The organism is Pseudomonas sp. KCJK9000 (genome assembly GCF_046230725.1).
Classification (GTDB): domain Bacteria; phylum Pseudomonadota; class Gammaproteobacteria; order Pseudomonadales; family Pseudomonadaceae; genus Aquipseudomonas; species Aquipseudomonas promysalinigenes.
This window is the reverse complement of sequence record NZ_JBJJLN010000020.1, coordinates 32,929-47,024: the sequence shown is the minus strand read 5'-3', so window position 1 is coordinate 47,024 and position 14,096 is coordinate 32,929. Positions and strand designations below refer to the sequence as shown.

The following is a 14,096-nucleotide window of genomic DNA, read 5'->3' as shown; positions in this document are numbered from 1 at the left end:
GCGCTCATCCTTCTTTGCGTCCGTGATTGCCCCGAGTTTTATCGCCAGTTACCTCGCGGTACCACAATTCATGGTGCTTACGCGCCCAAGCGCGACTGACCCAGCCATGCAGCATGGCGCTGATCGAGCCTTTGATCCAGATACCGGCGTAGATGTGCACGATAATGCTCAGCACCAGCACGAAGGCTGCCAGTGCGTGGGCCAGCGCCGAAAGGCGGATGACCTCGATACCGAACAGGTGGCTGAAGTATGCACGCCAGATCACCACCCCTGTGAGCAGGAGCACCAGCATGCACGCCAACAACGTCCAGAACAGCAGCTTCTGCCCGGCATTGTATTTACCGACCGGTGGCACGCCCTGCTCCTGGTTCAGCATTACCCGATCAACCCGGCGCAGCCACAGGCGGTCGTTGGCGGTGATGAAATTGGCACGCCAGAAACGCACCACCAGCCCTAGGAAAAACACGAACATCGCTACGCCCAGAAACGGGTGCAGGATGCGCGTCCAGGGGCCCCCACCGAACAGATGGCTGAGCCAGAACAATGCCGGGTGGAACAGCGCCAGCCCGGAAAGCCCCGCCATCATGAACAGGATTGCGACGATCCAGTGGTTGGTGCGTTCATTGGCGGTGTAGCGCAGGATGGGTTTGTTGTCGTTCATGGCCGCGGCTCCCCTTGCCCACCGGGCTTGGTCGGATCATAGACATGGACCGCCGGGTCCACCTGGTGCACGCTCTCGTCCACAGATGTCGGGTGGTCGTCTTCTTCCACCCGTTGCGGGCCCACACGCACGTAGTGGAAGAACCCAGCCAGCACCGCCGCGCCCATGGCCAACAGCGCCAGTGGTTTGGTAATGCCCTTCCACAAACCCACCAGCGGGCTGATCACCGGCTGGTCCGGCAGGCCGGCGTACAGCTTCGGCGTGTCGGCATGGTGCAGCACATACATCACGTGGGTGCCGCCGACGCCATCAGGGTCATACAGGCCAGCCTTGTCGTAACCGCGCGACTTGAGGTCGACGATGCGCTCGTCGGCGTGCACCTTCATTTCTTCCTTGCTGCCGAATACGATCGCCCCAGTGGGGCAGGTTTTCACACAGGCCGGCTCCAGGCCCACAGCCACGCGGTCGGAACACAGGGTGCACTTGTACGCCTTGTGGTCTTTCTGCGAAATGCGCGGGATGTTGAACGGGCAGCCGGTGATGCAGTAGCCGCAACCGATGCAGTGGTCCTGATTGAAGTCGACGATGCCGTTGGCGTGCTTGATGATGGCCCCCGGGCTCGGGCAGGCTTTCAGGCAACCTGGGTCAGCGCAATGCATGCAGCCGTCCTTGCGGATCAGCCACTCCAGGTTACCGTCGTCGCGCTCGTGCTCGGTGAAGCGCATCAAAGTCCAGGTTTCGGCGCTGAGGTCTTGCGGGTTGTCGTAAGTGCCATGGTTATGGCCGACTTCGTCACGCAGTTCGTTCCACTCAGAACATGCCACCTGGCAAGCCTTGCAGCCAATGCACTTGGTGGTGTCAATCAGCTTGGCGACCTGTTCCAGCTGGCGTACCGAAGGTGGAGCCGTGGTGGTGGCCGAGCGGGCGATGATGTCTTGGCTGGCCATCAGAGTTTCTCCACTTTGACGAGGAACGACTTGGACTCCGGCGTCTGGGTATTGCCGTCACCCAGGAACGGCACCAGGGTGTTGGTCAGGTAGCCGTGCCGCGTGGTGCCGGTGAAGCCCCAATGCAACGGGATACCGATCTGATGCACGGTCTGATTGTTGACCATCAGCGGACGAATCCGCTTGGTCACTACCGCTACCGCATCGATGTGCCCGCGCTTGCTCGATACCCGCACTCGATCACCGGCCTTGATACCTTTTTCATTGGCCAGCACCTCGCCAATCTCGACGAACTGCTCGGGCTGGGCAATGGCGTTCAGCCGGCAATGCTTGCTCCAGAAATGGAAGTGCTCGGTGAGCCGGTAGGTAGTGGCCGCATAAGGGAACTCGTCATGGGTGCCGAGGCTTTCCCATACGGAGTCGAAGATCCGCCCGGCCGGGTTACTGGTGGCCTTTTTGTTCTGCGGGTGCAGAGGGTTGATACCTATAGGGGTCTCGAACGGCTCGTAATGCTCGGGGAACGGGCCTTCGGCCATCTTGTCGATGGCGAAGAACCGAGCCACGCCTTCAGGGTTCATGATGAAGGGGTTCATCCCCGCCTCCGGTGGCGAGTCGACCTTGAAGTCGGGCACGTCGGTGCCGGTCCAGGCCTTGCCGTTCCACCATACCAGCCGCTTCTTGTCCGGGTCCCAAGGCTTGCCCTGGGTGTCACTCGAGGCGCGGTTATAGAGAATGCGGCGGTTGGCCGGCCACGCCCAGGCCCAGTTCTGCACCTGATGCATGCCGTACGGGTCGCTGTTGTCGCGCCGGGCCATCTGGTTGCCCTGCTCGGTCCAGCAGCCAGAGAAGATCCAGCAGCCCGAAGCAGTGCTGCCATCGTCCTTGAGCTGACCGAAACCAGACAACTGCTGGCCAGCCTTGATGGCTGCACCGGCCGGATCGGTCATGTCAGTAACGGCCCAGCCGTTCATCTCTTTGGCCAACTCTTCCGGCGAGGGCTCTTCGGGAATTTTGTACGGCCAGTGAATGTTCAGCAGTGGGTCGGGGAAGGCACCGCCTTCGGCCTGGTACCGCTGGCGCAGCCGAATGAACAGCTCGCTCATGATGCGCACGTCGGTACGTGTCTCTCCCGGGCCATCTGCGCCTTTCCAATGCCACTGCAGCCAGCGGCTACTGTTGACCAGCGAGCCGTCTTCCTCGGCAAAGCACGTGGTGGGCAGGCGTATCACTTCAGTCTGGATATTGGCCGTGTCGACGTCGTTGAAAGGCCCAGCATTGCGCCAGAACTCCGAAGTTTCGGTGGCCAGTGGGTCCATGACCACCAACCATTTGAGCTTGCCAAGCGCCGCCGTGACGCGGTTCTTGTCCGGCAGCGCGGCAATCGGGTTGAAGCCTTGGCAGATGTAGCCATTGACCTTGCCCTGGCTCATCATCTCGAACATGCGCAATACGTCGTATGCCGGTACGTCGAGCTTGGGTAGCCAGTCGTAGCCCCAATTGTTGTCTGCGGTTGCATTGGGGCCATACCAGGCCTTCATCAGGCTGACGTGGAATTTGCCGTAGTTTTGCCAGTACGACAATTGGCCTGGACGCAGCGGCTTGGAAGCACGCTTATCGATGTAGGCGGTGTAATCCTGCTCGGCATCGCCTGCCAGGGTCAGGTAGCCTGGCAAGGAGTTGGACAGCAGCCCGAGGTCGGTCAGGCCCTGGATATTGGAGTGCCCGCGCAAAGCGTTGACGCCACCGCCAGGCATGCCAACGTTGCCCAGCAGCAGCTGGACCATGGCTGCACTGCGAATGATCTGCGCACCGATCGAATGCTGCGTCCAGCCGAGAGCGTAGAGGATCGTCATGGTCTTGCCCGGCACCGAGCAACTGGCGATCTCTTCCCAGACCTTCATCATCGCGTCCTGCGGCATGCCGCAGGTCATGCTCGCTAGTTCAGGGGTGTAGCGGCTGTAGTGCTGCTTCATCAGTTGGAAAACGCAACGCGGGTGCTGCAGCGTCGGGTCGACCTTGGCGAAGCCGTCCTCACCCAGCTCGTAGCCCCAGCCGGACTTGTCCGCGTAGACACGCTTGGCCTCGTCGTAGCCGCTGAACAGCCCGTCCTCGAAGCCGTAGCCCTCTTTGACAATGAACGACACGTCGGTGTAGTTACGCACGTACTCGTGCTGAATCTTGTCGTTGCTCAGCAGGTAGTTGATCAGCCCGCCCATGAAAGCGATGTCGGTACCGGTACGGATCGGCGCGTAGTAATCGGCCACCGAAGCGGTACGGGTAAAACGCGGGTCGACCACGATCAGCCGCGCCTGGTTGTGCGCCTTGGCTTCGGTCACCCATTTGAAGCCGCACGGATGCGCTTCTGCTGCATTGCCACCCATCACCAGGACCAGATTCGCGTTGGCGATATCGGACCAGTGGTTGGTCATGGCGCCACGGCCGTACGTCGGGGCAAGACTTGCCACCGTCGGGCCGTGTCAGACACGCGCTTGGTTATCGAACCCCAGCATGCCGGTTGCACGGATGACCTTGTGGGTCAGGTAGCCAGCCTCGCTGGACGCGGCAGAGGCAGCAAGAAAACCAGTGCTCACCCAGCGGTTGACCGTCTGGCCCTGTGCGTTCTTGGCAATGAAATTGGCATCACGGTCCTTTTTCATCAGCTCGGCGACGCGGTCAAGGGCGTCACCCCAACTGACCCGCACCCACTCATTGCTGCCCGCCTTGCGCACTTCGGGGTACTTGAGACGGCTAGGGCTGTGGATAAAGTCGAGCAGGCCGGCACCTTTGGGGCACAGGGTGCCACGGTTAACCGGGTGATCGGCATCACCTTCAATGTGGATGATGCTCTGTTTGACGTTTTTGCCTGCATCACCCTGGCTGTACAGGATCAAGCCACAGCCGACCGAGCAGTAGGGGCAAGTGTTACGGGTTTCTTTGGTATGCGTCAGTTTGAAATGACGCACCTGCTCGGCGAATGCCGGCGTTGGGGCCATGCCCAACGCCGCCAGGCTCGAGCCTCCAAGGCCGACGGCGGCGACCTTGAAGAACTGCCGACGGTTGAGGTCCATCGTGCACTCCTGATCAGGTTTGGACGCACGGAGCTTGGCCGGCGCCTCTTGCTTAGTCACGGTGGCGGCAGACTGATGGCCGCCAGTAGATAAGACTAGTCAAGAATCGAGAAGGTGCGATGACATGGGTCACTTGATTGCCGCATGCCCTACAGGTCGCAGAGATACGCCTGACAGCAAACGAGGAAACGGACTACAGATTTTCCGGCTTCTAACTGTAAAGCTGCCGAAAATTCCCACGGAAGGTTTCGCATGACTCAGAACTTCACGCTAGCCTGGCTGATGTTGAGTACCTCATTGCTCACGGTGCATGCCCATGCCGAGGCCCTCAGCGCACAACAAGCCCAGCGCATGGCTGCTGCTGCCGAACAGGCCGCTCGCGTGCAGGGGTTTTCGATCGTTATCAGCATCGTCGACAAACACGGCAACCTCAAACACTTCCATCGCATGGACGGCGCTGGCACTGACAATATCAATGCCGCCCAGCTCAAAGCCACGACTTCGGCGCGTTTTCCGCTTTCCTCCAAAGGTCGTGCAGCCTCGCCAGCCAACCCATATGCCTCGCTGCCCCGAATCACCTTGCTCCAGGGCGGACTACCAATCCTCGATGCCAATGGCGAGCATATCGGTGGTATTGGAATCAGCGGTGCAACGCCTGAGCTGGATGCAGCATTTGCCGAGGCGGCGCTTGATGGCTAGGCGTGAGCAGTTAACTGAAGCCCAGCACCAGACATAAAAAAACCCAGGGCAGTTGCCCTGGGTTTTTAGTGTTTGCGCGAAATGATCGCGCTGATCAGAACGGAATATCGTCATCAAAGCTGTCAAAGTCCGCTGCCGGCTGGGGTGCTGGCTGCTGGGGTGCCGGACGCTGAGGCGCTTGCTGCGGACGCTGGGCCTGCTGGCGGGGCGGGGCCTGGTTGTACTGCTGCTGGCCACCACCGTAGTTTCCACCACCCTGGTTGTACTGGTCACCGCCTTGCTGGCCCTGCGGGCGGCCGCCGAGCAGCTGCATGGTGCCGTTGATGTCAACGATGATTTCAGTGGTATAGCGCTTGATGCCGTCCTTTTCCCACTCACGGGTCTGCAGTTTGCCTTCGATGTAGCACTGCGAACCTTTGCGCAGGTATTCGCCGGCGATTTCGGCAACCTTGCCGAACAGCGACACGCGGTGCCATTCGGTACGCTCGACCTTTTGGCCCGACTGCTTGTCAGTCCATTGCTCGCTGGTAGCCAGGCTCAGGTTGGTCACGGCGTTACCGTTGGGCAGGTAGCGGACTTCGGGATCCTGGCCGCAGGTACCGACCAGAATGACTTTGTTAACCCCACGGGCCATAACGTTCTCCTAGGCTTCGCACGCCGAAGAGGCTGGATTCACCAGTCGCTCGAGGGTCGCACGGTCCAAAATTTTCGTATCCAGTTTGATATAGATGGCGGCTTCATCTGCCACCACCACGGCGTCGGTCACACCCGGCACGGCCATCAGGCGCTCGGTCAAGCCGGCTTCCTGAACTGCTTCTGGCGTCAACGGCATGCGCAGGCTGGTCACATAGGGTGGCTCGTTCATGCTCAAAGCAACGACCAACCAGATGGCACACAAGATAGCGCAGCCGAGGAACACCATGTTCAGCCCGCCATGCTGGAACAGCCAGCCACCGAGAATGCCTCCCAGGGCAGCGCCGAGGAACTGGCTGGTGGAGTAAACCCCCATCGCCGTTCCCTTGCCGCCAGCAGGCGACACCTTGCTCACCAGCGAGGGCAATGAAGCCTCCAGCAGGTTGAATGCGGTAAAGAATACCACGGTGCCAATCACCAGTCCGCGCAAACCGTCAGCCCACTGCCAGAAGAATACCTCTGTCAGCAGCAGGACACTGACCGCACCCGCCAACACACGCTTCATCTTGCGCTTTTTTTCGCCGTAGATGATGAACGGGACCATTGCAAAAAATGAGACGAACAGCGCGGTCAGGTACACCCACCAGTGCTGCTCTTTGGGCAGACCACCGCGCTCGACGAACGCCAGCGGCAAGGCGACGAAGCTGGCCATGAGAATGGCATGGAGGATAAAGATACTCACGTCCAGGCGCAGAAGGTCCGGATGACGCAGGGTTGGACCGAGAGCCTGGCGGGCCACCCCGGACTCACGGTGCTGCAGGATGCTGTGGGTGTTGGGCACGACGAAGGCGATCAGCAGGACACCGACCAGGGCGAGTCCTGCAGTGGCCAGGAACAAGCCTGACAAACCAAAGGCACTTGTCAACAAAGGCCCGACTACCATAGCCACAGCGAACGACAGGCCGATGCTCATACCAATCATGGCCATGGCTTTGGTCCGGTGCTGCTCGCGGGTCAGGTCGGACAACAGCGCCATGACCGCGGCCGATATCGCCCCGGCGCCCTGCAGAATTCGCCCGGCGATCACCCCCCAGATCGAATCAGCCTGGGCCGCCAGTACGCTGCCCAACGCGAAAACCAGCAGCCCCAGGTAAATCACCGGGCGGCGGCCGATTCGGTCGGAGATCATCCCGAACGGGATCTGTAACACCGCCTGAGTCAGCCCGTAGGCGCCGATGGCCAGACCAATCAGCGCGGGCGTGGCGCCGGCCAGGTCCATGCCATAGGTGGCCAGCACCGGCAGGACCATGAACATGCCCAGCATACGAAAGGCAAAGACCAGAGCCAGGCCGCCTGCAGCGCGGGTTTCGCTGCTGCTCATGCGCTCGTTGTGGGTATCGTGCATGGATAAACCTCGTGTGAACCGGCGGCGATTCTATCAGTCCGACAGGCTAACGGCATCTACGCGACGCTTTGCCGCGTAATGGCAGCGCGCCGTATACTTCTTTGTTTATGCCCGCCAAGCGAGGCCGCAGTGGACAAGATCCTGATTCGTGGGGCACGTACCCACAACCTGAAGAATATCGACCTGACGCTGCCGCGGGACAAGCTGATCGTCATCACTGGCCTGTCTGGCTCCGGCAAGTCTTCACTGGCGTTCGACACGCTCTACGCCGAAGGCCAGCGCCGCTATGTGGAGTCGCTGTCGGCTTATGCCCGGCAGTTCCTGTCGATGATGGAAAAACCCGACGTCGACACCATCGAAGGCCTGTCGCCGGCCATTTCCATCGAGCAGAAGTCGACTTCGCACAACCCGCGCTCGACCGTCGGCACCATCACCGAAATCTACGATTACCTGCGCCTGCTGTATGCCCGCGTGGGTACGCCACGCTGCCCGGACCACGATATTCCGCTGGAAGCGCAAACGGTCAGCCAGATGGTCGACCTGGTGTTGGAGCGCCCGGAGGGCAGCAAGCTGATGTTGCTGGCTCCGGTGATACGTGAGCGCAAGGGTGAGCACCTGGCGGTGTTCGATGAGATGCGCGCTCAGGGCTTCGTCCGTGCACGGGTCAACGGCAAGCTCTATGAGCTGGATGAACTGCCCAAGCTGGACAAGCAGAAAAAGCACAGCATCGATGTAGTCGTGGACCGTTTCAAGGTACGCACCGATCTGCAACAGCGTTTGGCCGAGTCGTTCGAAACCGCCCTCAAGCTGGCCGATGGCATTGCGCTGGTGGCCCCGATGGATGACGAAGCTGGCGAAGAAACGATCTTCTCCGCACGCTTCGCCTGCCCCATCTGCGGCCATTCCATCAGCGAACTGGAACCTAAGCTGTTCTCGTTCAACAACCCCGCCGGCGCCTGTCCGACCTGCGACGGCCTGGGCGTGAAGCAGTTCTTCGACACCAAGCGCTTAGTCAACAGCGAGCTGACCCTGGCTGAAGGTGCCATACGCGGCTGGGACCGGCGCAATGTGTACTACTTCCAGATGCTCGGCTCACTGGCCGCCCATTACGGCTTCAGCTTGGAGGAGCCGTTCGGCGAATTGTCGGCAGAGCATCAGAAGGTGATTCTGCAGGGTAGCGGCAAGCACAGCGTCGATTTCAAATACCTCAACGACCGCGGCGATATCGTCAAACGTTCGCACCCGTTCGAAGGCATCGTGCCGAACCTGGAGCGCCGTTACCGCGAGACTGAATCGGCCACGGTACGTGAAGAGCTGGCCAAGTTCCTCGGCACTCAGCCCTGCCCGGACTGCCGTGGCACGCGGCTGCGTCGCGAAGCGCGCCACGTATGGGTTGGTGAAAAAACCCTGCCGGCGGTGACCAACCTGCCGATCGGCGAAGCCAGCAGCTATTTCGGTGAATTGACCCTGACTGGCCGGCGCGGCGAAATCGCAACGAAAATCCTCAAGGAAATCTGCGAGCGCCTACAGTTTCTGGTCAATGTCGGCCTCGATTACCTGACCCTGGACCGCAGCGCAGACACCCTCTCCGGTGGCGAGGCGCAGCGCATCCGCCTGGCCAGCCAGATCGGTGCGGGCCTGGTCGGGGTCATGTACATTCTCGACGAGCCGTCCATCGGTCTTCATCAACGTGACAACGACCGACTGCTGGCCACCCTCAACCACCTGCGCGACCTGGGTAACACGGTGATTGTGGTAGAGCACGACGAAGACGCCATTCGCCTGGCCGACTATGTCGTCGATATCGGCCCAGGTGCCGGAGTACATGGCGGCCAGATCGTTGCCGAGGGCACGCCGCAGCAAGTCATGGAGCACCCTGACTCACTGACCGGCAAGTACCTGTCCGGGCGCAAGAAGATCGTCGTGCCGGCCAAACGTACACCGCGCAACAAGAAGCTGCAGCTCAAACTCAAAGGCGCGCGTGGCAACAACCTGCAGAACGTTGACCTGGAAGTGCCGATCGGCCTGCTGACTTGCGTGACCGGCGTATCGGGCTCGGGCAAATCGACCCTGATCAACAACACCCTGTTCCCCCTGGCGGCCACTGCCCTGAACGGCGCGAGCAGCCTGGAAGCCGCGCCGCACAGCAGCATGGACGGCTTGCAGCACCTGGACAAGGTTGTGGACATCGACCAGAGCCCGATCGGCCGTACACCGCGCTCCAATCCGGCCACCTATACCGGCATCTTTACGCCGATCCGTGAGCTTTTCTCCGGCGTGCCAGAGTCGCGTTCACGGGGCTACGGGCCTGGGCGTTTCTCGTTCAACGTCAAGGGCGGCCGCTGCGAGGCGTGCCAGGGCGATGGCCTGATCAAGGTGGAAATGCATTTTCTGCCGGACATCTATGTGCCCTGTGACGTGTGCAAAAGCAAGCGCTATAACCGCGAGACCCTGGAGATCAAGTACAAAGGCAAGAACATCCACGAGGTGCTGGAAATGACCATCGAGGATGCCCGCGAGTTCTTCGATGCGGTACCGGCGCTGGCGCGCAAGCTTCAGACGCTGATGGACGTGGGATTGTCGTATATCAAGCTAGGGCAGTCGGCCACCACCTTGTCCGGTGGTGAGGCGCAGCGCGTGAAGCTGTCGCGTGAGCTGTCCAAGCGCGATACCGGCAAGACCCTGTACATCCTGGACGAGCCGACCACCGGCCTGCACTTTGCCGATATTCAACAACTGCTGGATGTGCTGCATCGACTACGTGATCACGGCAACACCGTAGTGGTGATCGAGCACAACCTGGATGTGATCAAAACGGCAGACTGGCTAGTAGACCTGGGCCCGGAGGGCGGATCCAAGGGTGGGCAGATCATCGCCTGCGGCACCCCAGAGGAGCTGAGCAAAATGAAGCAATCCTACACCGGGCACTACCTCAAACCGCTGCTGGAGCGTGATCGGGCTTGAAACAACAAGGGGGCGCATTAGCGCCCCCTGTTTTACATTTGCGACTGCAAGTAATTCTGCAGGCCAATAGCCTTGATCAAACCTTGCTGCTTCTCCAGCCAATAGGTGTGATCTTCTTCAGTGTCGGCCAGTTGCGCACGCAGGATGTCACGGCTGACGTAGTCCTTGTGCAGCTCACACAGCTCGATACCTTTGCACAGTGCGCCACGCACCTTGTATTCGAGCTTGAGGTCTGCCTCGATCATCTCTGGCACGGTGCTGCCCACTTCCAGGTCGTCCGCGCGCATGTCAGGCGTGCCTTCTAGCATGAGGATACGGCGCATCAACGCATCGGCGTGCTGGGCTTCTTCTTCCATCTCGTGGTTGATGCGCTCGTAGAGCTTGGACAAGCCCCAGTCTTCGTACATGCGCGAGTGGATGAAGTACTGGTCGCGTGCGGCCAGTTCGCCCTTGAGCAACGTGACGAGGTAGTTGATAACGTCCGGGTGACCTTGCATCGCCCTGCTTCTCCCTGTGAAAACGGCTTGATGCACATAGTGTGAACCAGCTTTTGACTGTGGTCACTGAAAATTGCGCAATCAGGCGCAATAAATCGGTTAAACAGTAGTGATATTCATTGAAAAACCGCCCAAATGAGGGCGGTTCTGTTTATCACTTCGACTCAGGCGAGATTCATGCCCAACGCTTTGGCAATGCCTTCGCCGTAGGCGGGGTCTGCCTTGAAGAAGTACTGCAATTGGCGCTGGATCACATCCTCACTCACGCCAGCCATGGTTCCGGCGATGTTGTTGATCAACAGCGCCTTCTGCTCATCGCTCATCAAACGGAACAAGGCGCCTGCGTGGCTGAAGTAATCGCTGTCCGCACGGTGATCGTGGCGGTCTGCGGCGCCGCTAAGCGCCAATTCAGGCTCCCCATGACGCGGTGATTGCTTGGGTGCATCGGCATAGCTGTTAGGCTCGTAGTTGGGCGCGCTGCCGTAGCTACCGGTGGCCATGGATCCATCACGCTGGTAGCTGTGGACTGGGCTACGTGGCGCATTGACCGGCAGTTGCTGATGATTGGTGCCTACACGGTAGCGATGGGCATCGGCATATGCGAACACACGGCCCTGCAGCATGCGGTCTGGCGACAACCCGACCCCGGGCACCATATTGCTCGGGCCGAACGTCGCCTGCTCGACTTCGGCGAAATAGTTGAGCGGGTTACGGTTGAGCTCCAGCACACCCACTTCGATCAATGGGTACTCCTTCTGGGACCAGGTTTTAGTCACATCGAACGGGTTCTCATGGCGGTTGGCGGCCTCAGCTTCGCTCATTATCTGGATGCACACGGTCCAACGCGGGTAATCGCCACGCTCGATGGCTTCGAACAGGTCGCGCTGAGCGTAGTCGGGATCGGTGCCAGCCAGACGGGCCGCCTCAGCCGGCGCCAAGTTCTTGATACCTTGCTGGGTCTTGAAGTGCCACTTCACCCAGGTGCGTTGCCCTTGGGCATTGACCAGGCTGTAGGTGTGGCTACCGAACCCATGCATGTGCCGATAACCGTCTGGGATACCCCGATCGGAGAACAGAATGGTGACCTGATGCAACGCCTCAGGCGAATGCGACCAGAAGTCCCACATCATCTGCGCGTTCTTCAGGTTGGTTTGCGGGTGACGCTTTTGGGTGTGGATGAAGTCTGGGAATTTCAGCGGGTCGCGAATGAAGAACACAGGCGTGTTATTGCCGACGATGTCCCAATTGCCTTCTTCGGTGTAAAACTTGACCGCAAAGCCACGTGGGTCACGCTCAGTATCTGCAGAGCCACGTTCGCCGCCGACAGTGGAAAACCGCAAGAACGTTTCGGTCTGTTTGCCGACGTGCTCAAACAGCTTGGCACTGGTGTATGAAGTGATATCGCGGGTGACGGTGAAGGTGCCATAGGCACCGGAGCCTTTGGCGTGTACGCGGCGCTCTGGGATGTTTTCGCGATTGAAATGCGCGAGCTTTTCGATCAGGTGAAAATCATCGAGCAACAGCGGGCCACGAGGCCCGGCGGAACGCGAGTTCTGGTTATCGGCTACAGGTGCACCGCTGGCGGTGGTGAGAATCGTGCTCATGGGCTCTCCTTATCGGTATTCGAGTGCCGGCTGATCGGCTTGAAAAGGAGTATCGACGAACGGTAATTCCCAAACAAATTTATTAAACGACTCGCACCGATAGAAATAAACAATTTATTAACACACAAAAAACCGGGCACTAGGCCCGGTTCTTTGTAGCAGACAGAACGTCTTACTCAGCAGCTTCTACAGCACCGCCGACCGGACGATCAACCAGCTCGACGTACGCCATAGGCGCGTTGTCGCCAGCGCGGAAACCGCACTTCAGGATGCGCAGGTAGCCGCCCTGACGAGTGGCGTAACGCTTGCCCAGGTCGTTGAACAGTTTGCCAACGGCAGTCTTCGAACGGGTACGATCGAAGGCCAGACGACGGTTAGCAACGCTGTCTTCCTTGGCCAGGGTGATCAGCGGCTCGGCAACGCGGCGCAGTTCCTTGGCTTTCGGCAGGGTGGTTTTGATCAGCTCGTGCTCGATCAACGACACTGCCATGTTCTGGAACATAGCCTTGCGGTGAGAGCTGGTACGGCTCAGGTGACGTCCACTTTTACGATGACGCATGATTCATTCCTTACCAAACACTACGTTCGGTGATTACGACGATCAGGCGGTCGCCTTGTCGTCTTTCTTAAGACTTGCAGGCGGCCAGTTGTCGAGGCGCATGCCGAGAGACAGACCACGAGAGGCCAGGACGTCCTTGATTTCAGTCAGGGACTTCTTGCCAAGGTTAGGAGTTTTCAACAGCTCTACTTCGGTACGCTGAATCAGGTCGCCGATGTAGTAGATGTTCTCCGCCTTGAGGCAGTTGGCCGAACGTACAGTCAGTTCCAGGTCGTCAACCGGACGCAGCAGGATCGGATCGATCTCGTCTTCCTGCTCGACTACGACAGGCTCGCTGTCACCTTTGAGGTCGACGAACGCGGCCAACTGCTGTTGCAGGATGGTCGCAGCGCGACGGATAGCCTCTTCAGGATCCAGGGTGCCGTTGGTTTCCAGATCAATGACCAGCTTGTCCAGGTTGGTACGCTGTTCAACACGGGCGTTCTCGACCACATAGGCGATACGACGCACCGGGCTGAACGAAGCGTCCAGCTGCAGACGGCCAATGCTACGGCTTTCGTCTTCGTCGGTTTGACGGGAGTCAGCCGGCTCGTAACCGCGACCACGAGCTACGGTGAGCTTCATGTTCAGGGCGCCGTTGGACGCCAGGTTCGCGATTACGTGATCGGGGTTGACGATCTCGACATCGTGATCCAGCTGAATATCGGCAGCGGTAACCACCCCCGAACCCTTTTTCGACAAGGTCAGCGTAACTTCGTCACGACCGTGCAGTTTGATAGCCAGGCCTTTCAGGTTCAACAGGATTTCAATTACGTCTTCCTGAACACCTTCGATCGCGGAGTACTCATGGAGTACACCATCAATCTCGGCCTCGACTACTGCACAGCCAGGCATGGAGGACAACAGGATGCGGCGCAGCGCGTTGCCCAGGGTATGGCCGAAACCACGCTCGAGAGGCTCGAGCGTAATCTTGGCGCGGGTCGGACTGACTACCTGCACATCAATGTGGCGGGGAGTCAGGAACTCATTTACCGAAATCTGCATGGATGCACCTATTTT

11 protein-coding genes are annotated in these 14,096 nt (G+C 59.6%); 2 read left to right on the top strand and 9 right to left on the bottom strand.

Annotation, left to right across the window (positions count from 1 at the left end):
* Window positions 1–4 precede the first annotated feature (4 nt).
* Genes ACK59H_RS11405 through fdnG form a run of 3 tightly spaced genes read right to left on the bottom strand, consistent with a single transcriptional unit; the run spans window position 5 to window position 4,676 of the window.
* On the bottom strand, window positions 5–661 hold the full coding sequence (locus ACK59H_RS11405; protein ID WP_060478909.1) for a formate dehydrogenase subunit gamma: 657 nt from the start codon (window positions 659–661) through the stop codon (window positions 5–7).
* Window positions 658–1,608, bottom strand: a complete 951-nt coding sequence (gene fdxH, locus ACK59H_RS11400; protein ID WP_060478908.1) for a formate dehydrogenase subunit beta — start codon at window positions 1,606–1,608, stop codon at window positions 658–660. Before fdxH ends, ACK59H_RS11405 begins: the two co-directional genes overlap by 4 nt.
* A complete protein-coding gene (fdnG, locus tag ACK59H_RS11395; RefSeq protein WP_155500283.1) occupies window positions 1,608–4,676 on the bottom strand; it encodes a formate dehydrogenase-N subunit alpha in 3,069 nt (1,022 codons plus the stop codon). Before fdnG ends, fdxH begins: the two co-directional genes overlap by 1 nt.
* Window positions 4,677–4,928: 252 nt before the next feature.
* Here fdnG and ACK59H_RS11390 point away from each other — a divergent pair, with 252 nt between their 5' ends.
* The gene (locus ACK59H_RS11390) at window positions 4,929–5,375 is read left to right on the top strand and encodes a heme-binding protein (RefSeq protein WP_081016665.1); all 447 of its coding nucleotides are present in this window, start codon (window positions 4,929–4,931) and stop codon (window positions 5,373–5,375) included.
* 94 nt (window positions 5,376–5,469) lie between these two features.
* On the opposite strand, the gene ACK59H_RS11385 is transcribed toward ACK59H_RS11390, so the two are convergent.
* Window positions 5,470–6,009: a single-stranded DNA-binding protein gene (locus ACK59H_RS11385; RefSeq protein WP_060478905.1), complete on the bottom strand. Its 540-nt coding sequence runs from the start codon at window positions 6,007–6,009 to the stop codon at window positions 5,470–5,472.
* A 9-nt stretch (window positions 6,010–6,018) separates the two neighbouring features.
* Window positions 6,019–7,413: an MFS transporter gene (locus ACK59H_RS11380; protein WP_060478904.1), complete on the bottom strand. Its 1,395-nt coding sequence runs from the start codon at window positions 7,411–7,413 to the stop codon at window positions 6,019–6,021.
* A 129-nt stretch (window positions 7,414–7,542) separates the two neighbouring features.
* Between ACK59H_RS11380 and uvrA the strand changes: the two genes are divergently transcribed.
* Window positions 7,543–10,377 carry an excinuclease ABC subunit UvrA gene (uvrA, locus tag ACK59H_RS11375; RefSeq protein WP_409264455.1) on the top strand — a complete coding sequence of 945 codons (2,835 nt, stop codon included), beginning with the start codon at window positions 7,543–7,545 and terminating at the stop codon, window positions 10,375–10,377.
* 32 nt (window positions 10,378–10,409) lie between these two features.
* Here the strand turns inward: uvrA and bfr are convergent, their stop codons facing one another.
* From bfr to ACK59H_RS11355, 4 genes are all read right to left on the bottom strand, one after another.
* The gene (gene bfr, locus ACK59H_RS11370; protein ID WP_060478902.1) at window positions 10,410–10,874 is read right to left on the bottom strand and encodes a bacterioferritin; all 465 of its coding nucleotides are present in this window, start codon (window positions 10,872–10,874) and stop codon (window positions 10,410–10,412) included.
* Window positions 10,875–11,038: 164 nt separating this feature from the next.
* Window positions 11,039–12,478 (bottom strand): catalase, encoded by a 1,440-nt coding sequence (locus tag ACK59H_RS11365; RefSeq protein WP_060478901.1) that lies wholly within the window; start codon window positions 12,476–12,478, stop codon window positions 11,039–11,041.
* Window positions 12,479–12,650: 172 nt separating this feature from the next.
* Window positions 12,651–13,037: a 50S ribosomal protein L17 gene (gene rplQ, locus ACK59H_RS11360; protein ID WP_060478900.1), complete on the bottom strand. Its 387-nt coding sequence runs from the start codon at window positions 13,035–13,037 to the stop codon at window positions 12,651–12,653.
* A 42-nt stretch (window positions 13,038–13,079) separates the two neighbouring features.
* On the bottom strand, window positions 13,080–14,081 hold the full coding sequence (locus ACK59H_RS11355) for a DNA-directed RNA polymerase subunit alpha (protein ID WP_003255452.1): 1,002 nt from the start codon (window positions 14,079–14,081) through the stop codon (window positions 13,080–13,082).
* Window positions 14,082–14,096: the final 15 nt, after the last annotated feature.

Coding starts and splice junctions, on each gene's coding strand:
- ACK59H_RS11390 (WP_081016665.1), top strand. CDS start 4,929: ATGACTCAGAACTTCACGCTAGCCTGGCTGATGTTGAGTACCTCATTG.
- ACK59H_RS11385 (WP_060478905.1), bottom strand. CDS start 6,009: ATGGCCCGTGGGGTTAACAAAGTCATTCTGGTCGGTACCTGCGGCCAG.
- ACK59H_RS11380 (WP_060478904.1), bottom strand. CDS start 7,413: ATGCACGATACCCACAACGAGCGCATGAGCAGCAGCGAAACCCGCGCT.
- ACK59H_RS11355 (WP_003255452.1), bottom strand. CDS start 14,081: ATGCAGATTTCGGTAAATGAGTTCCTGACTCCCCGCCACATTGATGTG.
- rplQ (WP_060478900.1), bottom strand. CDS start 13,037: ATGCGTCATCGTAAAAGTGGACGTCACCTGAGCCGTACCAGCTCTCAC.
- ACK59H_RS11405 (WP_060478909.1), bottom strand. CDS start 661: ATGAACGACAACAAACCCATCCTGCGCTACACCGCCAATGAACGCACC.
- fdxH (WP_060478908.1), bottom strand. CDS start 1,608: ATGGCCAGCCAAGACATCATCGCCCGCTCGGCCACCACCACGGCTCCA.
- bfr (WP_060478902.1), bottom strand. CDS start 10,874: ATGCAAGGTCACCCGGACGTTATCAACTACCTCGTCACGTTGCTCAAG.
- ACK59H_RS11365 (WP_060478901.1), bottom strand. CDS start 12,478: ATGAGCACGATTCTCACCACCGCCAGCGGTGCACCTGTAGCCGATAAC.